The organism is Luteimonas deserti, from assembly GCF_013425765.1.
Classification (GTDB): Bacteria; Pseudomonadota; Gammaproteobacteria; order Xanthomonadales; family Xanthomonadaceae; genus Luteimonas; species Luteimonas deserti.
On the sequence record NZ_JACCJZ010000020.1, the window covers coordinates 77,876 to 96,790 of the forward strand.

The 18,915-nt window shown below is 68.7% G+C and carries 18 protein-coding genes; 7 read left to right on the plus strand and 11 right to left on the minus strand.

Translation table 11 applies throughout. The features are described 5' to 3' along the window. Window positions 1–7: 7 nt before the first annotated feature. The 3 genes from purN to purM are packed head-to-tail and all read right to left on the minus strand — an operon-like array spanning window position 8 to window position 2,095. Window positions 8–664 (minus strand): phosphoribosylglycinamide formyltransferase, encoded by a 657-nt coding sequence (gene purN / locus H0E82_RS12940; RefSeq protein WP_180545873.1) that lies wholly within the window; start codon window positions 662–664, stop codon window positions 8–10. Further along, window positions 661–1,086, minus strand: coding sequence for a hypothetical protein (locus H0E82_RS12945; protein WP_180545874.1), 426 nt, complete (start codon window positions 1,084–1,086; stop codon window positions 661–663). Before H0E82_RS12945 ends, purN begins: the two co-directional genes overlap by 4 nt. Then, the gene (purM, locus tag H0E82_RS12950; protein WP_180546558.1) at window positions 1,070–2,095 is read right to left on the minus strand and encodes a phosphoribosylformylglycinamidine cyclo-ligase; all 1,026 of its coding nucleotides are present in this window, start codon (window positions 2,093–2,095) and stop codon (window positions 1,070–1,072) included. The genes H0E82_RS12945 and purM overlap by 17 nt, the downstream gene beginning before the upstream one ends. A gap of 161 nt (window positions 2,096–2,256) precedes the next feature. Between purM and H0E82_RS12955 the strand changes: the two genes are divergently transcribed. From H0E82_RS12955 to hda, 3 genes are read left to right on the plus strand one after another with little or no spacing between them, the layout of a single operon-like run. Further along, window positions 2,257–3,339: a DUF2066 domain-containing protein gene (locus tag H0E82_RS12955; RefSeq protein ID WP_180545875.1), complete on the plus strand. Its 1,083-nt coding sequence runs from the start codon at window positions 2,257–2,259 to the stop codon at window positions 3,337–3,339. Between the two features lie 32 nt (window positions 3,340–3,371). Beyond that, window positions 3,372–4,535 carry an AI-2E family transporter gene (locus tag H0E82_RS12960; protein WP_425600352.1) on the plus strand — a complete coding sequence of 388 codons (1,164 nt, stop codon included), beginning with the start codon at window positions 3,372–3,374 and terminating at the stop codon, window positions 4,533–4,535. Window positions 4,536–4,546: 11 nt separating this feature from the next. Next, on the plus strand, window positions 4,547–5,257 hold the full coding sequence (hda, locus tag H0E82_RS12965) for a DnaA regulatory inactivator Hda (protein WP_180546559.1): 711 nt from the start codon (window positions 4,547–4,549) through the stop codon (window positions 5,255–5,257). Here hda and murU read toward each other — a convergent pair. Beyond that, on the minus strand, window positions 5,221–5,964 hold the full coding sequence (gene murU, locus H0E82_RS12970) for an N-acetylmuramate alpha-1-phosphate uridylyltransferase MurU (RefSeq protein ID WP_180545877.1): 744 nt from the start codon (window positions 5,962–5,964) through the stop codon (window positions 5,221–5,223). The genes hda and murU overlap by 37 nt on opposite strands. Window positions 5,965–6,131: 167 nt before the next feature. On the opposite strand from murU, the gene cysD reads away from it, so the two are divergent. Both cysD and cysC read left to right on the plus strand, forming a co-directional pair. Beyond that, window positions 6,132–7,043 (plus strand): sulfate adenylyltransferase subunit CysD, encoded by a 912-nt coding sequence (cysD, locus tag H0E82_RS12975; protein WP_180545878.1) that lies wholly within the window; start codon window positions 6,132–6,134, stop codon window positions 7,041–7,043. 11 nt (window positions 7,044–7,054) lie between these two features. Continuing rightward, window positions 7,055–8,881, plus strand: a complete 1,827-nt coding sequence (cysC, locus tag H0E82_RS12980) for an adenylyl-sulfate kinase (RefSeq protein ID WP_235974311.1) — start codon at window positions 7,055–7,057, stop codon at window positions 8,879–8,881. Window positions 8,882–8,933: 52 nt separating this feature from the next. Here the strand turns inward: cysC and H0E82_RS12985 are convergent, their stop codons facing one another. Further along, window positions 8,934–10,454 carry a M20 family metallopeptidase gene (locus H0E82_RS12985; RefSeq protein WP_180545880.1) on the minus strand — a complete coding sequence of 507 codons (1,521 nt, stop codon included), beginning with the start codon at window positions 10,452–10,454 and terminating at the stop codon, window positions 8,934–8,936. A gap of 205 nt (window positions 10,455–10,659) precedes the next feature. Between H0E82_RS12985 and H0E82_RS12990 the strand changes: the two genes are divergently transcribed. Next, window positions 10,660–11,034, plus strand: coding sequence for a ComEA family DNA-binding protein (locus H0E82_RS12990; RefSeq protein ID WP_180545881.1), 375 nt, complete (start codon window positions 10,660–10,662; stop codon window positions 11,032–11,034). A 234-nt stretch (window positions 11,035–11,268) separates the two neighbouring features. Beyond that, complete coding sequence (locus tag H0E82_RS12995; RefSeq protein WP_180545882.1) at window positions 11,269–11,880, plus strand: HutD/Ves family protein; 612 nt, start codon at window positions 11,269–11,271, stop codon at window positions 11,878–11,880. Between the two features lie 99 nt (window positions 11,881–11,979). On the opposite strand, the gene H0E82_RS13000 is transcribed toward H0E82_RS12995, so the two are convergent. From H0E82_RS13000 to sufC, 6 genes are all read right to left on the minus strand, one after another. Beyond that, complete coding sequence (locus H0E82_RS13000; protein ID WP_219338544.1) at window positions 11,980–14,325, minus strand: TonB-dependent receptor domain-containing protein; 2,346 nt, start codon at window positions 14,323–14,325, stop codon at window positions 11,980–11,982. Between the two features lie 359 nt (window positions 14,326–14,684). After that, window positions 14,685–15,020: a non-heme iron oxygenase ferredoxin subunit gene (locus H0E82_RS13005; RefSeq protein WP_180545883.1), complete on the minus strand. Its 336-nt coding sequence runs from the start codon at window positions 15,018–15,020 to the stop codon at window positions 14,685–14,687. Next, window positions 15,017–15,547, minus strand: a complete 531-nt coding sequence (locus H0E82_RS13010) for a GNAT family N-acetyltransferase (protein WP_180545884.1) — start codon at window positions 15,545–15,547, stop codon at window positions 15,017–15,019. Before H0E82_RS13010 ends, H0E82_RS13005 begins: the two co-directional genes overlap by 4 nt. A 72-nt stretch (window positions 15,548–15,619) precedes the next feature. After that, window positions 15,620–16,855 (minus strand): cysteine desulfurase, encoded by a 1,236-nt coding sequence (locus H0E82_RS13015; RefSeq protein WP_180545885.1) that lies wholly within the window; start codon window positions 16,853–16,855, stop codon window positions 15,620–15,622. Beyond that, window positions 16,852–18,093, minus strand: a complete 1,242-nt coding sequence (gene sufD / locus H0E82_RS13020; RefSeq protein ID WP_180545886.1) for a Fe-S cluster assembly protein SufD — start codon at window positions 18,091–18,093, stop codon at window positions 16,852–16,854. Before sufD ends, H0E82_RS13015 begins: the two co-directional genes overlap by 4 nt. After that, the gene (gene sufC, locus H0E82_RS13025; RefSeq protein WP_180545887.1) at window positions 18,093–18,857 is read right to left on the minus strand and encodes a Fe-S cluster assembly ATPase SufC; all 765 of its coding nucleotides are present in this window, start codon (window positions 18,855–18,857) and stop codon (window positions 18,093–18,095) included. Before sufC ends, sufD begins: the two co-directional genes overlap by 1 nt. Between the last annotated feature and the right edge of the window lie 58 nt (window positions 18,858–18,915).

Below are 18,915 nucleotides of genomic sequence, written 5' to 3' on the forward strand. Positions count from 1 at the left end.
GGCGCCATCATGCGAAGCGGTTGTTGGCTGTCAGCTGAAGCGGTGCGGCGAGGGGTGCCCCATCGAGACGCGCCATCTCGGCGCCTGGAACCAGGCGTCCCGTCGCGATCGTGTGCAGTGTCTGCACCAGCAGCGGGTGTTCGCGTTCCAGCACGCGGGCAGCCAGGGTGTCGGCGTCGTCGCCGGGCAGGACCGGCACCCGCGCCTGCGCCAGTACCGGGCCGGCATCGAGATCGGCCGTGACCACGTGGACGCTGGCACCGTGTTCCGTCACGCCGGCATCCAGCGCCTGCTGGTGGGTGTGCAGACCCTTGAACAGCGGCAGCAGCGAGGGATGGATGTTGATCATGCGTCCCGGCCGCGCCGCGACCGCCGAGGCGCCGATCAGGCGCATGTAGCCGGCACAGACGATCAGGTCGGCGCCCGTCGCGTCGATGCTGCCGAACAGTGCGGCGTCGTGCGCAGCCCGGTCGGCATGGTCCCGTGGCCGCACCACGTGCGCGGGCACGCCGGCGGCACGGGCGCGCTCGAGGGCGAACGCGTCGCGCCGGTCGGACCAGAGGCCCACGATCGAGGCGTCGAGCGCGCCGGACGCGATCGCGTCCAGAATGGCCTGCAGGTTGCTGCCCCGGCCGGACGCCAAGACCGCGAGGCGCAGCGTCATTGCGCGTCGCGCTCGAAGAGCGTCTTCACCGAGGGGCGCACGAGGACCACCAGCGTGCAGACGCCGAGCGCGGTGCCGAGCGGGAAGGCCGCGCATGCGACGCCGGCGACGATCATGCAGGCCAGCGGGCGACGACGCCGCGCGAGATTGCGTCCGGTCCACGCCAGCAGGCCGGCGAACGCGAGCCCGGCCGCGATCATCGCGGCGGCGAAGGTCACGAAGAGCGCGCCCACCATGCGCGCATCCGCATCGGCGGGCGACAGCCACCCGCCCAGCAGGCCGAGACCCACGACAAGGTGCAGCACCGGAAACAGCGCCAGCGCGCCGGTCAGTGCCGCCGACAGGTAATGGAAAATCACCAGGAGCTGCAGATGATCGGCGTCGCGCACGGTCTGCCAGGCGAGATCAGGCGATGCGGACACGCCCGGCCCCGTCGTCGGCCACCACCTCGCCGATCGTCCAGTGCGCGAGCCCGTGGCCATTGAGTGCCTGTCCGAACGCGTCGCGGGCGTCCGCCGGCACCACGAGTACGAAGCCGATCCCGCAATTGAACGTCCGCCACATTTCGTGAGGCGCGACCGCGCCTTCGCGCTGCAACCACTCGAACACCGCGGGCATCGGCCAGGCCGAGGTATCGATCGTCAGGGCGAGGCCATCGGGAATCACCCGGATGATGTTCTCCGTCAGCCCGCCACCGGTGATGTGGGCCATCGCATGCAGCTGCGGCCCGAGCGCGCTGCGCAGAAGCGCGAGCACCGGCTTGACGTAGAGCGCGGTCGGCGCCATCAGTGCATCCACCAGCGGCACGCCGCCGACCTCGACGTCGGCGGGGCGACCTGCACGCTCGTAGATGCGGCGGATCAGCGAGTAACCGTTCGAGTGCGGACCGCTCGATGCGATGCCGATCAGCACGTCGCCGCTCCGCACCTTGCTGCCGTCGCGCAGCTCGGATTTCTCGACCGCGCCGACGGTGAAGCCGGCGAGGTCGTATTCGCCGATCGCGTACATGTCCGGCATCTCGGCGGTCTCGCCGCCGATCAGCGCGCAGCCCGACAGCTCGCAGCCGCGGGCGATGCCGCCGATCACGGCCGCCGTGGTGTCGATGTCGAGCTTGCCGGTGGCGAAATAGTCGAGGAAGAACAGCGGTTCGGCACCCTGCACCAGGACGTCGTTGACGCACATGCCGACGAGATCGATGCCGATCGTGTCGTGGCGGCCGAGCTGCTGCGCGAGCTTGAGTTTCGTGCCGACGCCGTCGGTGCCGGACACTAGCACCGGCTCGCGGTACTTCCCCGACAGGTCGAACAGTGCGCCGAAGCCGCCCAGGCCGCCCATGACCTCGGGCCGGAAGCTCCGCTTGACCAGCGGCTTGATGCGTTCGACGAGAGCGTTGCCCGCGTCGATGTCGACGCCGGCATCGCGATAGGTCAGGGGGGTCGGGGCAGTCACGGTTGGCCGTCGCAATGCGGAAAGAGCGCGGATTCTAGCAGCCGGACGCCGTTCGGGCCGGGTCGGCGCGTGCCTCGGGAACGGACCGGATGCGCTGTTTATGGCACCATCGCGCGTCGTTATCGCAGTCCAGGACCCGCCGGATGCTCCGCCCGAACCGCTTGTTGGGAATGATCGCGTGGCTGCTGGCCGCGTGCCTCGTGGCCGGCACCGCCGCGGCGCAGCGCGTGGAGGGCGACCGCGCCGAAGGCACCAGCCTGTATTCGGCCGAAGTGCCGGTGCGCAGCCAGAGTGAAAGCGAGCGCGAAGCCGGATTCGCCCGCGGCCTGGCCCAGGTGCTGGGCAAGCTCTCCGGCGATCGGGGGGTGGCCCAGCGACCGGGCGTGGCCCAGGAACTGCGGCGCGCCAAGCAGTATGTCGAAGGCTACGACTACCGCCAGGACGAAGGCGTGTCCTCGCGCGGCTCGCCGACCTTCACCACCACCCTTGTGGTGCGCTACCGGCGCAGCGATGTCGACGGCGTGGCCGCGGCGCTCGGCCTGCCGGTCTGGCCCGATCCGCGCCCCAAGCCGGTGCTGTGGCTGGCGATCGACGACGGCTCCGGGCCGCGTCTGGTCGCCCTGCAGCAGAGCAATGTCGCGCGACCGGTGCTGCAGCGTGCGATCGAGCGCGGATACCGGCTCGGCCTGCCCAGCGGCAGCGCGGCCGAGCAGGCCGCGGTGGGCGCGATCTGGCGCGGCGACACGGCGTCCATCGCGCGCATCTCGGCGCGCTACAACCCGCCGATGCAGCTCATCGGCAAGCTCTACCGTGACGGCAGCGGCTGGAAGGCCGACTGGATCTTCGTCGACGGCGGCCGCGTGCTGTCGCGCTGGAGCGAATCGGGCAGCGACGCCCGGCGCCTGCTGCCGGCAGGCGCTGACGGTGCAGCGGACGCCCTGACCCGGCGCTATGCGCGCGCAGGAGCGGCCGGCGCGCCCTCGACCCAGGCGGTCGTGTTCACCGGGATCAACAGCAGTGCCGATTTCATCAGGCTCTCGGCCCAGCTGCAGCGCATGTCGGTGGTCCGCGCCGTGCGGCCGGTGCGTGCGACGCCGCTCGGCCTCGAAGTCGAGCTGGATCTGCTGACCGGGCTGGCCGGATTCCGGCGCATGGCCGACGATCAGGTCCTGGTCGAGGCCGACGGCAATCTCGAAGGCGTCACTCCGGTCTTCCACCTGCGCTGAAACCGCGCCGTTCCGTCAGGACCCCATCGATGATCACGCACGATCCTGCGAACGCCGATATCGCGCGTTTCCTCAAACGCCTGCAGTGGGGCCTGATCTTTTTCGCGGCCGGCTGGGTGATCTGGCTGCTGGGGCCGGTGTTGACGCCGTTCGTGCTGGCCGCACTGCTGGGCTGGCTCGGCGACCCGATGGTGGATCGGCTGGAACGCCGCGGTCGCTCGCGCGCGGTCGCCGTGACCCTGGTGTTCCTGCTGATGAGCCTGCTGGTCGCGCTGGTGCTGATCATCCTGGTCCCGATGATCGAGCGGCAGATCGTGACTCTGATCGACAGCCTTCCCGAGTACCGCGACTGGCTCATCGGTACCGCACTGCCGTGGGTCGAACAGCGCACCGGCTACGAGGTGGTGTCCTGGCTCGACACCGAGCGGCTGATCGAGCTGATCCGCGGTCACTGGCAGCAGGCCGGCGGTGTCGCGGCGACGGTGCTCGCCTACGTGTCGCGCTCGGGCTTCGCGATCCTCGCGCTGATCATCAACCTGGTGCTGGTGCCGATCCTCGCGTTCTACTTCATGCGCGACTGGGACCTGCTGGTCGAGCGCTGCGCATCGCTGGTGCCGCGCGACCACATCGCCACCGCGACGCGTCTCGCGCGTGAGACCAGCGAATCGCTTGGCGGGTTCCTGCGCGGGCAGTTCCTGGTCATGCTCGGCCAGGGCGCCATCTACGCCGTCGGCATGTCGCTGGTGGGGCTGCGCCTGGGCCTGTTGATCGGCATGATCGCCGGCCTGATCAGCTTCATTCCGTATCTCGGCGCGACGGTCGGCATCGCGCTGGCGCTGATCGCCGCCATCGTCCAGGCGCAGGGCTTCGACTGGCAGCTGCTGATCCTGATCGGGGTGGTCTTCACTGTCGGCCAGCTGGTCGAGAGTTATGTGCTGACCCCGCGCCTGGTCGGCGACCGCATCGGCCTTCACCCGGTGGCGGTCATCTTCGCAGTGCTGGCCGGTGGCCAGTTGTTCGGCTTCCTGGGCATGCTGCTGGCGCTGCCGGTCGCGGCGGTGGGCAATGTCCTGCTGCGTTACGCGCACGAGCGTTATACCCACAGCCGGCTCTACGAGGGCGACAGGCCGGCGATCGAGCTGGGGGGGCGCGCGCTCGTGCTGCCGCCCGAGCACAGGGACGAGGCCGGCGGCTGAGCCGGATGGCCGTGTCGTCCCCGCAACTTCCGCTGGCCCTGCGGTATCCGCCCGACCAGCGACTGGACACCTTCGTCACCGCCGATCCCGCGGTCCTGGCCCAGCTGCGCGACGTGGCCCTGGGCGGCCCGCGGCGCGCGCTGTACGTCGCGGGCGGCGCCGGTACCGGGAAGACCCATCTCGCGATCGCGCTGTGCGCCGAGGCCGAACGGCTCGGACGGCGGGCGGCTTACCTGCCGGTGCGGGCGGCTCTGGGCCGGCTTGCCGACGCCGCCCAGGCGGTGCACGGCGCCGATCTGATCGCCGTCGACGGTGTCGAGCTCCTGGCCGGCCATCGCGGGGAAGAGATCGCGCTGTTCGACCTGCACAACCGCGCCCACGACGCGGGACGGAGCGTGCTCTATACGGGCGCCGGCTGGCCGGATGCGCTCGACCTTCAGCTACCCGATCTGCGTTCGCGCCTGGCCCAGGCGGCCCGGATCGCATTGCCCTTGCTCGACGACGCCGGACGTCACGAGCTGCTGCGCCTGCGTGCGATCCGGCGCGGGCTGCAGGTGGATGCCGCGACCATCGACTGGCTGCTGCGTCGAGCCGACCGTGACCTGCCTGCACTGACCGCCTTGCTCGATCGCCTCGACCGCGCGTCGCTGGCATCGCAGCGTCGTCTCACCGTGCCGTTCGTGCGTCAGGTGCTCGCCGACGACGTCGGCCCGGGGCCTTGAGCGGCCCAGCCCGCGCGCAATCGGGCGTCGAGCTCGGCCAAGCGTTCCGGCGTGCCCACATCGGTCCAGACTCCGCGGTGGTGCTCGCCGCCCACCCGGTCGCCGGACATCGCAGCCCGGAGGATCGCGGCGAGCTTGAACCGCGGCGGCGTGTCGTCCGCGCCCGGCGCTGCACCGATCACCTCACGCCAGCCCGACAACAGCGAGGGCCGGTAGACACCGATACCGGCGAACGTGAGCCGTGTGTCGCCCGAGTCGCGCACGCGGCTCCCGGCCAGTTCGAAATCTCCGCCGGGGTGATGCGGGGGATTGTCGACCAGCACCAGATGCGCTTCGCCGTCGGGTTCGGAAGGCAGACGGGCCAGGTCGTAATCGGACCACACGTCGCCGCTGATGCCGATGAAGGGCGTATCGCCCAGCAGGGGCAGGGCGTGCAGCATGCCGCCGCCGGTCTCGAGCGGCGTATCGCCCTCCATCACATAGTGCAGCCGCAGGCCGAATGCGGATCCGTCCCCCAGCACCGGCGCGAAACGTTCGGCCAGCCACGACACGTTGATCACGACGTCGACGACCCCGCGCGACGCGAGCCGCGCGAGGTGCCAGGCGATCAACGGCTTGCCGCCGGCGACGAGCAGGGGCTTGGGCGTATGCGCGGTCAGCGGGCGCATCCGCTCGCCGCGTCCCGCGGCGAAGATCATCGCGCGCATCGGTTCATTCTCAGCGGGGTTGACTGACTGGATTTGGAGTGGCTGCAGCCCGACGAGATTAAACCGTCGTCGTCACGATGTCGCTCCATCGGCGTCATCTCCGGCCGCGGCGCGGCACCCGCCGCGGCTACAATGCGACCCGTGAATCCGAGTCCGCTGGCCCCGACATGACCCTGCCTTCCCTGGCTGCCGATCTCGATCGACTGGAAGCCGAGAGTATCCACATCCTCCGGGAAGTCGCTGCCGAGTGCAGGAATCCGGTCATGCTGTATTCGATCGGGAAGGACAGCTCGGTGCTGCTCCATCTCCTGCTCAAGGCATTCGCGCCCGGTCGGCCGACCATTCCGCTTCTGCATGTGGACACCACCTGGAAGTTCCGCGAGATGATCGCGTTCCGCGACCGGCGGGCGGCGGAGTCGGGTGTCGACCTGCGGGTGCACATCAATGCGGACGGCGTGCGCGACGGGGTCGGTCCACTGACGCATGGCGCCACGGTGCACACCGAGATCATGAAGACGCAGGCCCTGAAGCAGGCACTCGAGGCGGGGCGATACGACGCGGCGATCGGCGGCGCCCGCCGGGACGAAGAAAAATCCCGTGCGAAGGAGCGCATCTTCTCGTTCCGCGATGCGCAGCATCGCTGGGACCCGCGGCGCCAGCGCCCGGAAGTCTGGAACCTCTACAACGCCCGGGTGGGCGCCGGCGAGAGCGTCCGGGTGTTTCCGATCTCCAACTGGACGGAGCTGGACGTCTGGCGCTACATCCGGCGCGAGGGGATTCCTGTGGTGCCGCTGTACTTCGCAGCCGAACGCCCGGTGATCGCGCGGGGCGGAACTCTGCTGATGGTCGACGATGACCGGCTCGAGCCTGCCCCGGGCGAACATGTGGAGTTCCGGCGCGTGCGGTTCCGGACGCTGGGATGCTACCCGCTGACGGGCGCTGTCGAATCGGATGCGTCCGACCTCGATGCGATCATTGCGGAGATGGAAGCGGGCAGCATGTCCGAACGCGCGGGCCGGCTGATCGACCATGCGGATGGAGATTCGATGGAGAAGAAGAAGCGCGAGGGTTACTTCTGATGGGCCGATCCATGCGCCGCGGCCTTCTGCGGGTGATGGCCTGCGGCAGTGTCGACGACGGCAAGAGCACTTTGATCGGCCGGCTCCTGCACGAAGCCGGTCGCGTGCCGGATGACGAGCGGGCCGCACTGGCGCGCGCGAGCGCGAGTCACGGGACGCGGGGCGGCGAGATCGACTACGCACTGCTGCTCGATGGGCTCGATGCGGAGCGCGAACAGGGCATCACGATCGACGTCGCGTGGCGACATCTGCAAACGGCGCACCGCCGGTTCCTGATCGCGGACTGCCCGGGGCACGTCCAGTACACACGGAACATGGCGACAGGCGCGTCCACGGCCGACGTTGCGATCCTGCTCGTGGATGCGAAGAAAGGACTCTCGCCGCAGACCTTCCGCCATACGGCCATCGCCTCCCTGTTCGGCGTCCGTCATGTGTTGCTGGCCGTCAACAAGATCGACCGCGTCGGCTACGAGCGCGAGGCCTTCGAGGCCATCGTGGGCCGGTATCGCCTTCACGCCGAACGGATGGGAATGCTGGATGTCACCGCGGTTCCGATCGCCGCCGCACATGGCGAGAACGTGGCCACCCGGTCGTCCATGATGGACTGGTATGAAGGACCGACCGTACTCGAGTACCTGGAGACCGTCGAACTCGCCGCTCGGGTCGCGAGGCCCGCGCGACTTCCATTGCAGTCCGTACTCCGCGGCCCGGACGGTGCCCGCTGGCTGACCGGCACGCTGTGCGGCGGCCCTCTCTGCGCCGGCGATGCGGTGCGGGTGGAGCCGGCGGGGATGGCCACGAAGGTGGCCGAGATCCGTGTCGGAGAGCGCATCCTGCAATCGGCTGCCCCGGGGGATGCGGTGGTCGTGCGTCTGGCCGACGATGTCGATGCAGGGCGCGGCGACGTGCTGTCGCGCGCCGATGCGCCGCTGCAGCACAGCGACCAGATCGCCGCGGATCTCCTGTGGTTCGACGAGCGTCCGCTGGTCCCGGGGCGTGCGTATCAGCTGAAACTCGGCGCGCGCACGGTGGGCGCGCGCATCTCGGAACTGAAGCACCGACTGGATCCGGAGAGCCTGCAGCCGTTGGCGGCCAAACAGCTCGAGGTCAACGAGATCGGCTCGGTGATCGTGAGTCTGGATGCGGCCACCGCCTTTGCGCCGTATTCCGAGGAACCGGCGCTGGGCGGCTTCATCCTGATCGACGTCGCCGACAGAGCTACCGTCGCCTGCGGGATGCTCAGGCATGGACTGCGGCGCGCCGACAACATCCATTGGCAGTCGCTCGACATCGATCGCAGCATTCGCGCCGCGATGAAGGGCCAGCAACCCAGATGCATCTGGTTCACCGGCCTGTCCGGCGCCGGCAAATCGACGATCGCCAATCTGGTCGAGAAGGCGCTGCACGCGCGCGGCCGTCACACCTACCTGCTCGATGGCGACAACGTCCGCCATGGGCTCTGCCGCGATCTGGGCTTCACCGACCGGGACCGCGTGGAGAATCTCCGGCGTGTCGCGGAAGTCGCCAGGCTCATGACCGACGCCGGATTGATCGTCCTGGTCAGCTTCATTTCGCCGTTCCGGGCCGAACGCCAGGCCGCGCGCGCGCTGTTCCAGGTCGACGAGTTCGTCGAGGTCTTCGTCGACACGCCCATCGAGGTCGCGGAGCGTCGCGATCCGAAGGGGCTGTACGCCAAAGCGAGGCGCGGTGAGCTGCCCAACTTCACCGGGATCGACTCCGCCTACGAGGCGCCGGAGGATGCCGAGCTCGTGCTGGACACGACCAGCGCCTCCGCCGAGGCATTGGCCACCCGGGTGGTGGCGACGCTATTCGACTGACGGGGCCGGGCGCGGTCCCCGACATCGGGTGCGCGCACGGCCCGGGAGCGTCTCAGCAGCAGCCGTGGGCGCCGTGGCGGGTACCGCTGTCGGCGGCGACATCCGAGCCCACGGTTTCGCCGCGCAGGCTGGCGTGGTGATGCTCGGCGAGCACGCGGGCCACGCAACTGGTCACCCGCTTCCCCATTTCGATGTGCAGGAACTCGTTGGGCCCGTGCGCGTTGGACTGCGGCCCGAGCACGCCGGTGATCATGAACTGGGCAGCCGGGAATTTCTCGCCCAGCATGCCCATGAACGGAATCGAGCCGCCTTCGCCCATGTACATCGCAGGCTTGCCGAAGAATGCCTCGCTGGCCCCGTCGATGGCCGCGAACAGCCACGGAGACATCGCCGGCGCGTTCCAGCCGGTGGCGGCTTTCTCGAGGGCCAGGGTCACCGTGGCGCCGTTGGGCGGGTCGCGCAGGAGGACCTCCTGCAGCAGGGCACCGGCCTGCTTCCCGTCCACCGTCGGCGGCAGGCGGAGCGAGAGTTTCACCGCGGTGTGCGGCCGCAGCACGTTGCCGGCCGACTGCAGGGGCGGGATTCCGTCGATCCCGGTGATCGACAGGGCCGGGCGCCAGGTGCGGTTGAGCACCAGTTCCGAGAGATCGTTCGATGCCGCGCCGTGACCGTCCTTCGGGAACATCGGCTCGAGATCGCCGGTGAGGGGGAACTTGCGATACACCTCGGCGTCGAGCACGTCAGCGGCGCGCCGCGCCTGCTCGATGCGCTCGGCGGGAATCTCCGCCTGCAGACCGTCGACCAGAATGCGGCCGGTGTCCTCGTCCTCGATGCGCGACAGGAGTTGACGCAGCAGGCGGAAGCTCGAAGGCACCACGCCGGAGGCGTCCCCCGAATGCACGCCTTCGTCCAGGACCTTCACTGTCAGATTGCCTCCGGCCAGGCCACGCAGCGAAGTCGTGCACCACAGCTGCTCGTAGTTTCCGCAGCCCGAATCCAGGCACACCACAAGCGACGGCCGGCCGATCCGGTCGGCAAGATGGTCGACGTAGGCCGGAAGATCGTAGCTGCCTGATTCCTCACAGGCCTCGATCAGGACCACGCAGCGGGCGTGCGGCAGGCCCTGTTCGTGCAGCGCCATCAGCGCGGTCAGCGATCCGTAGATCGCGTAGCCGTCGTCGGCGCCGCCGCGGCCGTAGAGCTTGCCGTCGCGCAGTACCGGCGTCCACGGCCCGAGATCCTCGTCCCAGCCGGTCATCTCCGGCTGCTTGTCGAGGTGGCCATAGAGCAGTACGCAGTCGTCCTCGCGGCCGCCGTGGGCCGCCGGCACTTCGATGAGGACCAGCGGTGTTCGCCCCTCCAGCCGCACCACCTCGACCCGCATGCCGGGCAGGGTCTGGCGCTGCGCCCAGCCGACCATCAGGTCGACCGCCTGCTCCATGTAGCCGTTGGCCACCCAGTCCGCATCGAACATCGGCGACTTGTTCGGGATCCGGATGTACTCGACCAGCTGGGGGACGATCTCGTCGTCCCACTGGCGGTTGACGAAGGCTTCGGTGCGGCGGATGTCCATGGGGGCTCCTCGACGACGGACGCAGCATTCTAACGTGTACACCCGGTTAGGAATTTTCCTACAAGGGTTCGGGCTTTTACCCGGCTTCTGTCCAGTGGCCGCCCGGATAGGCTAGGTCCCTGGCGTTGGGAAGACTGGCATTCCGGCAGGGACGATTCGATCGTCAGTCGGGAAAGGAATCCACCCAAAGCCAAGGAGTCTGGTCATGAAATCGCTCACCGCGTTCATCGCGTCGCTGTGCCTGTCGCTCGTTCTTGCGGGGTCCGCGTTCGCCTCGGGATCAGGGGAAAAAGTCAACGTCAACACCGCCGACGCCGCCACGCTGGCCCGGGTGCTGCACAACGTGGGCCAGGCGAAGGCCGAGGCCATCGTCGCGCATCGCCAGGAGAACGGGCCCTTCCGCAGCATCGAACAGCTCGCGACAGTCAAAGGCATCGGTCTGCGTACGGTCGAGGCCAACCGCGAGCGGATCGACCTGGGCGCGACCGCGGCCCGTCCGGCCACGGCGGCAAGGCCGGCCGCCGCGGCACCGAGAACACCCGCTGCTGCCACAGCCAGCAAGGGCGCACCGCAGCGCTGAGCTGCGTATGGATCCACCGCTCGATACCACCGGCACAGGATGGCCGGGGTCATTGGGGAGCAGGGACGCTCGTAGGACGCGGCAGGAAGCTGCTTACAGGGAAGTAATCGTCGCCCGTCCCGCATCGGATGCGAGACGGGCGACCTTCGTTCGGGCCCACGCGAGACGGTCGATCGCTGGTTCCGCGCACGCATGGTCTCGCGGCGCGCCCTGTGCTGTGGCTAGACTCCCGGCATGACACAGGCCCTGGTGGAATTGATTCCCGCGCATGTCTACCGCCGGGTGCGCTGGCAGAACGGGCGCGGCTGGACGCGCGAGATCGCGACGGCTTCCACCCGGGGCGAGCCCGGCCGGGACGGCTGGTCCTGGCGTGTGTCGATCGCCGAGATCGAAGAGGACGGTCCCTTCTCGCTGTATTCCGGTCTCGAGCGGGAGTGCATTCTGCTGCGCGGCGAGGGCTTCGCGCTCGAGAGCGAGGGCGAGGGCGAGGACTCGCGCGTCCTGCGGCCACCCTTCGGCCGCCTGCGTTTCCCCGGGGACGTGCCGGTCGCCGCGTCGCTGCTGGACGGGCGTGTCGAGGTCTTCAATCTGATGTGGCGACCGGATGCGGTCGAGACCGCCAGCTGGCATCGTCCCCTGGTCGGTGCGATGTTCGTGTTCGTGGACCCGGGCAGTTGCTGGATCGTCCATGTGCTGGCCGGGACCGCCCAGGTGAACGACCACCCCGGGCCTGCCGTTCTGGATACAGGTGATACGGCGCTGCTGCATGCGGGCGATCGTCGTGCGCGTCACGGCATCGAGGGCGGTGGCGAGCTGCTGCTGATCCGCATCGATCCGCTGCGCTGACGCGCGTGCCGTCCGTCGCGCGCATCGGGACCGGCTGCAAGGGACCATCCACCCAGGACGCGATGCCCGGCGCGCCGGGCACCGCAGGGACGGGTCCGCTCAGAACCCGATGTTGAGCGACGCCCAATAGCTCCGCGACTTGTCCTTGTTGTTGTAATCGTCGAGGTAGATCGGGGTGAATGTGCCGTCGGGGTTGGCGGTGAAACTCGTCTGGAAACTCGTGAAGTCCTCGTCGAGCAGGTTGTTCACCCGCAGTGCCAACGATATGGACTCGTTGAAGCGGTAGCGGGCGCCCAGGTGCAGCACGTTGTAGTGCTTGAAGTACAGCAGGTTGCCGTCAGCGTCGACCGCATTGCGAAAACGCTTGGAGCGGGACTCGCCGATGAGCTGGAGGCTCAGCTGCTCGGTCACCGACCAGTCCAGGGTGGCATTGGCCATGTGCCGTGCGGTCTGCGCGAGTGGGCGCCCGGCATTGGGGCCCGTGATCTGTTCGCTGTCGGTGTAGGTGTAGTTCGCGCGCAACGAGAGCGGTTCGAGAATGCTGTACCGTCCCGCGACTTCCAGGCCGCGGATCCGGGCCTCGTCGATGTTGATCCGCTGCGCATACGTGCCGTAGCCCAGCAGGCCGAATTCGCCGAAGTTCACGCACGGGCGCACGCCGCCGGTCTGTTCGCAGCTGCGGGTGACCTCTCCGCTGTCGATCTTGTCCTTGAAGTCGTTGCGGAACGCGGTGACGTTGAAGTTGTGGGCGCCGTCGAGGGCGTTCCAGTACAGCGCGATCTCGCTGTTGACGCTGGTTTCCGGCTGCAGGTCGGGATTGCCGACGAAGGGAATCGTGCCCTGCGCACCGAACCCGTTGATGCCGTCGTACAGGTCGGTGGTGCGTGGAGTCTTGTAGCCCGTGGACACGCCGCCCTTGAGCGTCCAGGTCGGCGAGAGGTCGTAGACCGCATATGCGCGCGGGCTGAGGTGGCTGCCGAACCGGTTGTGGTCGTCGTGGCGCAGACCGAAGGTGAGTGTCAGAGCATCGACAGGGGTCCAGTTGTCCTCGGCGAACACCGCCCACATGCGATGGGTCTCGACGGTGCCGTTGCCGAAATCGCCGCGCTCCATGCCGAATATTCCATCCTCGAGCTCACCGTCGATCAGCTGGCCTCCGACGACGAAATGATGGCTGCCGGCCATGTCCGCGACCGGAACATCCAGCTTGGCATCGAGCGTGTACTGGCGGCTCTCCATCGTGCGCTTGGGGCGAGGCAGGAACAGGTCTTCGGCGATGGCCCGGCGCCGCGCGACGCTCAGACCCGCGTACGGGCCGGTGCCCTGGAAGACCTGCCGATGCAGCAGGCGCTCTCCGACGGTGAAGGGGAGCGTACGTCCATCGTTCGACGATTCGATATGCGCGAGCGACACCAGGCTGTTGCCGAAACTCCAATGGCCCTGGTGGGCGATGGACCACTGGTCGCGCGTGAATTTCTGGTCGGCGATGTAACCCACCTGCGGTGTGGCGCGCCAGATGCCTGCGATGCCGTCCACCGTGCCCAGCGGATAGGCGAGCGTGCCGAGATTGTTGACGAACGGCGTGTTGTCGTAAGCCTGCCTGGAGCGGTCGTAGTCGAATACGACGCTCTGGTCGGCGGTGGGCGTCCAGCTCAGCGCCAGGCCGGCAGAGCGGTTGACGTTGTCGACGGTCTTGCCGCCGCCGCCGAAGCCGAGAACCCGCTCGTGGGTGCGCCCCGAGGGATCCCGGATGATCTCGTAGTCGGGCGTCGACGCACGCCGCTCGTAGCGCGCGCCGCGCAGGGCCAGGCCGAGGACGTCGGGAATCAGCGGGCCCGTGAGTGCGAAGTCGATGGTCGAGTCGTCGCCGAAATCGCTGTTGTCGGGCGCGTTGTGACCCAGCGTGGCCGAGCCGTACCAACGATCGGAGACCTTGCGCGTGATGATGTTGATCACGCCGCCCAGCGCATCCGCGCCATACAGCGTCGAGGCGGGCCCGCGGATCACCTCGATGCGCTCGATCATGTCGAGCGGCGGGATATGGTTGAACTGGTTGCCGCCGAAGCTGTTGGGATAGATGTCGCCGTGGTTGTTCTGGCGACGGCCGTCGATGAGCACCAGCGTGTAGTCGGCGCCCATGCCGCGCAGGCTGATGGTGCGTTGGCCGGTCTTGTCCGAGGTTTCGCCGACGTCGACGCCTTCGAGATCGCGGACCGCGTCGATGAGCGTCGTATAGGGGCGCGTGCGGAGTTCTTCGCGCGTGATGATGGAGATGCTCGCCGGCGCATCCGTGAGCTTCTGCTCGAAGCCGGCCGCAGTCACGACCACGGTGTCGAAATCGGTGGGACCGGGGGCGGTCAGGGTCTCGGCCTGGGCCTGTCCGGCGATCAGGCCGAAGAGGGCGGTGGAGAGCAGCGAGCGTCGAACCATGCGGGTGGCGATCATCGGGATCCGGTGCGGGGTTGGCGCGGCGTAGCGGCGGCTGGCCTGCGATGGGTCAAGGACGGAGCGCGGCGCGCGTCGGAAGCAGTCGTCTCATCCGCCAGGCCGCGCCGGGCCAAGCCGCATTCTAATTGAGAATAGTTCTCGTGAGCAAACGCGAACGTGTTCCGTTCCCGGACGCCGAGCGCCTCCGCGGTGGGCTCGCGAGCGCGCCAGAGGGCTCTGCCGTGCGTGTCGGGAACGCGCAGCCCAGGCCGACCCGAACACGTCGCGTGCGCGCGGCACCCCGGTACCCGTATAGGCCTCGTGATACGCGACAGGACGTCTCGCCAGCCAGGTCGCGTGGCGTGTCGGGGGGTGGATCAGTCGCGGTCGTCGCGGGACCACACCCCGTCGTTCTCGACCTTCACCGGAAACCGCGCCACCGGTTCATAGGCAGGTGCGCACAACGGTCGGCCGGTGCGGATGTCGAAGCGGGCGCCATGCAGGACGCATTCAACGCTCGCAGCCCCGGCATCGAAGCCGTCGCCGGCAGACAGTGCGAATTCCTCGTGACTGCACTGGTCTTCCAGCGCGTACAGGGTGCCGTCGATGTTGAAGACGACGATCGCCGCGCCCGTCACCTCGTCGAAGCCGGTGCGCATCTCGCCCGGAAGCAGCTCCGAGGTCGGGCAGATGAAGGACCAGGCCGGGATCATGGCTCGAACCTCTTTTCGAGAATCTCGAACCGGAGATCGTCGCGCAGCGGGATGCCGAAGCGCGGATCGCCGTAGGGAAAGGGCGCATGGACACCGGTCCGGCGATACCCGCGGCGTTCGTAGAAAGCGATCAGCGCGTCGCGCACGTCGATCACGGTCATGCGCATCGCCGGCAGGCGCCAGTCCTCGCGCGCGATGCGTTCGCATTCCGCGAGCAGTGCATCGCCCGTGCCGCGTCCCTGCAGCGCCGGCGCCACTGCGAACATGCCGAAGTAACCGGCATCCCCGGCGTCGGCGACGTGCGCACAGGCCAGCGGGCGGCCGTCGTCGCCGTCCAGCACCACCACGCGGCTTCTGCTGCGTTCGATGTCGGCCGTCAGCACGTCCGGGTCGATCCGTGCGCCATCAAGCAGGTCGGCTTCGGTGGTCCATCCGGCGCGGCTGGCCTCACCGCGATAGGCGGATGTCACCAGCGTCACCAGCGCAGGAACGTCGGCGGTGGTGGCGATGCGGTACGGACGGGTCATGGCGATTCGAACGGACGAGACCGGCGGATTATCGCCGACGCGACGTCGCCCCGGCATGCCAGTCGCATCGGCTCAGGCGAGCAGCGTCCGCACCTTGCGCAAGGCCGAAACGAAGCCTTCGATCTCCGCATGCGTGTTGTAGAAGGCCGGCGATGCGCGGCAGGTGGCGGCCACCCCGTAGAACTTCAGCAACGGATGCGCGCAGTGCTGGCCCGAGCGGATCGCCACGCCTTCCAGGTCGAGCAGCGTCGCGAGGTCGTGTGCATGCGCACCCTCGACGAGAAAGGCGACGACCGCCGCCTTGTCCGGCGCGGTGCCGAAGATCCGCAGGCCGTCGATGCGCTGCAGTTCCTCGGTCAGATGCGCCAGCAGCTCGGCCTCGCGCCGCTCCACCTGTTCCATGCCCAGCCGTTCGAGGTAGGCGACGGCCGCGCCCAGTCCCACGAAGCCGGCGATGTTCGGCGTGCCGGCCTCGAACCGGTGCGGCGGGTCGTTGTAGACCGTGCCCTCGAAGGCGACTTCCCGGATCATCTCTCCGCCCCCGAGGAAGGGTGGCATGGCGTGAAGATGCTCGCGGCGGGCCCACAGGGCGCCGGTGCCGGTGGGCCCGCACATCTTGTGGCCCGTGAAGGCGTAGAAGTCGCAGCCGATGGCGGCGACGTCCACGCGCCGGTGGGGCACGGCTTGCGAACCGTCGATGACGGTGACGATGCCGCGCCTGCGGGCATCGCGGCAGATCTCGCGGACCGGGTTCACCGTGCCGAGAACGTTGGACACATGGGTCAGCGCCAGCAGCTTGACGTCCGGGGTCATCGCCTGCTGCAACGCGTCCTGGTCCAGCGTGCCGTCATCGCGGATCTCGACGACGCGCACGACGGCGCCCGTGCGCTCGGCAACCAGCTGCCACGGCACGATGTTGGCGTGGTGCTCCATGCGCGAGACCAGGATCGCATCGCCGGGCTGCAACCGCGGCAGCGCCCACGAATACGCCACCAGATTGATCGCGAACGTCGTCCCGCTGCACAGCACCAGTTCCTCGGCGCGCACGTTGAGGAAACGCGCCAGCGCCTTGCGGCTCGCCTCGTACGCATCGGTGGCCTCGCTGCCGAGCTGGTGGACCGCGCGGCTGACATTCGCGTTGTGACGGCGGTAGAAGCCGTCGACGGCCTCGATCACGCATGCGGGCTTCTGGCCGGTATTCGCGTTGTCGAAATAGATCAGCGGCTTGCCATGGACCTCGCGCTGCAGGAGCGGGAAGTCCGCCCGTACCGCATCCCAGTCGATCGCAGGTGTCGGCTGCGCGTTCATGAACCCAGATGCGCCGCCAGCGCACCGTCGAGAAGCGTTCCGGCGAGCGTGCGCAGTTCGGGATCCGCGATCGCGAGCAGGGGTTCGCGCACGAAGGCGGTGGTCAACAGCCGGCGCGCGTCGGCCGCAGGCAGGCCACGCGAGCGCAGGTAGAACAGCGCGCCCGGATCGAGCTGGCCCACGGTTGCGCCGTGCGCGGCCTGCACCTCGTCGGCATGGATCACAAGCACAGGCTGGGTGTCGATCTCGGCAGTGGCCGACAGCAGCAGGTTCTTGTTCGACAGCCGTGCATCGGTGCCGTCGGCTCCGGCATCGATGGTGATGCCGCCATGGAACACGACCCGGCCGCGCCCGTCGCCGATGCCGCGCCATTGAAGTTCGCAGGCGGTGTCCCGACCGCCGTGACGGATGCCCAGGCGCGTGTCCACATGCGCGCGGCCGCCGGCATAGAGGACCCCGTTCGCGGTGAGGCGTGCACCGTCGCCGGGCAGGCGCACATCGAGTTCGTGGCGGGTCAGGGCCCCGCCCGCCTCGACATCGGTGCGCACATAGGCGGATGTCGTCTGCAGCTCGGCGTCGGTGCGCAGGAACGTCGTCGCCCCGGCGTCACGCTGCTGCAGGCGCACGTGCTGCAGTTCGGCGCCGGCCGCCAGACGCACCGAGACCACGCTGTTGTCGAGGTGACGATGGGCGCCGGCATCGAGGTGGTGTTCCACCAGCGACAGGCGCGCACCCTCGCCCAGGCTGACGTGGTGCCGCAGATGCCAGGCCAGATCGTGGTCCGCGGGTGTGCCGACGAACACCAGATGCACCGGCGCGGCCACCTGCGTTCCGGCCTCCACGACGATCGCAGCCCCGGCGTGGGCAAGCAGGCCGTTGAGGTCCGCGAATACCGCGTCGCCGCGCCCGTCCAGGGTCGGCAGGGCGCCACCGAGATCCTGGATCGAGCCGAGGGTGAGTCCGGTGACCGGTGCACCGACGTGCGACAGATGCGGCACCGGACGGCCATTGACGAACACCAGACGCGGCGCCGGGATATGCGCAACGCGAGCGGGGTCAAGCTCCGTCACCCCGGCTGCGGTGCTGAACTCGCGACGCTCCAGCGCCCGTAACGAGGTGTACTTCCAGGCCTCGCTGCGCGGGCCGGGCAGACCGGAGGCGAGCACGGCATCGAGCGCGACGCGGCGCTCGGGCGGGCCGTCGAAACCGGCGGTAAGGGAATCGAGCAGCGCGCTCATCAGGCAGCCGCCCCCGGCGCCACGCGGTCCTTGACCCAGGCGTAACCCTTCTCCTCGAGCTGCAACGCCAGTTCCGGGCCGCCGCTCTGCACGATGCGGCCATCCGCCAGCACGTGCACGACGTCGGGCCTGATGTAATCGAGCAGACGCTGGTAGTGGGTGATCACGATGAAGGCGCGGTCCGGCGAGCGCAGTGCGTTGACGCCATCGGCGACGTTCTTGAGGGCGTCGATGTCGAGGCCGGAATCGGTCTCGTCGAGAATGGCCAGCTTGGGCTCCAGGACCGCGAGCTGGAAAATCTCGTTGCGCTTCTTCTCGCCGCCCGAGAAGCCCTCGTTGACGCCGCGGTGGAGCAGGCGGTCGTCCAGGTGCAACACGGCCAACTTTTCGCGCACACGCTTGAGGAACTGCATCGAGTCGAGTTCCTCCTCACCGCGCGCGCGGCGCTGCGCATTGAGCGCGCTGCGCAGGAAGTAGGTGTTGTTCACGCCGGGGATCTCGACCGGATACTGGAACGCGAGAAACACACCGGCCGCCGCCCGCTCCTCGGGCTCCAGTGCAAGCAGGTCCTGTCCCTCGAAGGTCACCGAGCCCTGGCTCACCTCGTAGCCGTCGCGGCCGGAAAGGATGTTGCCGAGGGTCGACTTGCCGGCGCCGTTCGGGCCCATGATCGCGTGGACCTCGCCGGGCTTCACGTCGAGCGAGAGGCCCTTGAGGATGTCGCGCTCGTTGATGGAGGCGTGGAGGTTGTCGATGTTGAGCATGGGGGACCGTGATGAGTGATTCGTGATTGTTGATTCGAGGGGCGTGGCGTCAATCGCG

Excerpts from the sequence above, each read along its gene's own strand:
- H0E82_RS13000 (WP_219338544.1), bottom strand. The coding sequence starts at position 14,325 with ATGATCGCCACCCGCATGGTTCGACGCTCGCTGCTCTCCACCGCCCTC.
- purN (WP_180545873.1), bottom strand. The coding sequence starts at position 664 with ATGACGCTGCGCCTCGCGGTCTTGGCGTCCGGCCGGGGCAGCAACCTG.
- cysD (WP_180545878.1), top strand. The coding sequence starts at position 6,132 with ATGACCCTGCCTTCCCTGGCTGCCGATCTCGATCGACTGGAAGCCGAG.
- H0E82_RS12990 (WP_180545881.1), top strand. The coding sequence starts at position 10,660 with ATGAAATCGCTCACCGCGTTCATCGCGTCGCTGTGCCTGTCGCTCGTT.
- murU (WP_180545877.1), bottom strand. The coding sequence starts at position 5,964 with ATGCGCGCGATGATCTTCGCCGCGGGACGCGGCGAGCGGATGCGCCCG.
- sufC (WP_180545887.1), bottom strand. The coding sequence starts at position 18,857 with ATGCTCAACATCGACAACCTCCACGCCTCCATCAACGAGCGCGACATC.
- H0E82_RS13005 (WP_180545883.1), bottom strand. The coding sequence starts at position 15,020 with ATGATCCCGGCCTGGTCCTTCATCTGCCCGACCTCGGAGCTGCTTCCG.
- cysC (WP_235974311.1), top strand. The coding sequence starts at position 7,055 with ATGCGCCGCGGCCTTCTGCGGGTGATGGCCTGCGGCAGTGTCGACGAC.
- H0E82_RS12955 (WP_180545875.1), top strand. The coding sequence starts at position 2,257 with ATGCTCCGCCCGAACCGCTTGTTGGGAATGATCGCGTGGCTGCTGGCC.
- H0E82_RS12985 (WP_180545880.1), bottom strand. The coding sequence starts at position 10,454 with ATGGACATCCGCCGCACCGAAGCCTTCGTCAACCGCCAGTGGGACGAC.
- H0E82_RS13010 (WP_180545884.1), bottom strand. The coding sequence starts at position 15,547 with ATGACCCGTCCGTACCGCATCGCCACCACCGCCGACGTTCCTGCGCTG.
- H0E82_RS12995 (WP_180545882.1), top strand. The coding sequence starts at position 11,269 with ATGACACAGGCCCTGGTGGAATTGATTCCCGCGCATGTCTACCGCCGG.
- sufD (WP_180545886.1), bottom strand. The coding sequence starts at position 18,093 with ATGAGCGCGCTGCTCGATTCCCTTACCGCCGGTTTCGACGGCCCGCCC.
- H0E82_RS13015 (WP_180545885.1), bottom strand. The coding sequence starts at position 16,855 with ATGAACGCGCAGCCGACACCTGCGATCGACTGGGATGCGGTACGGGCG.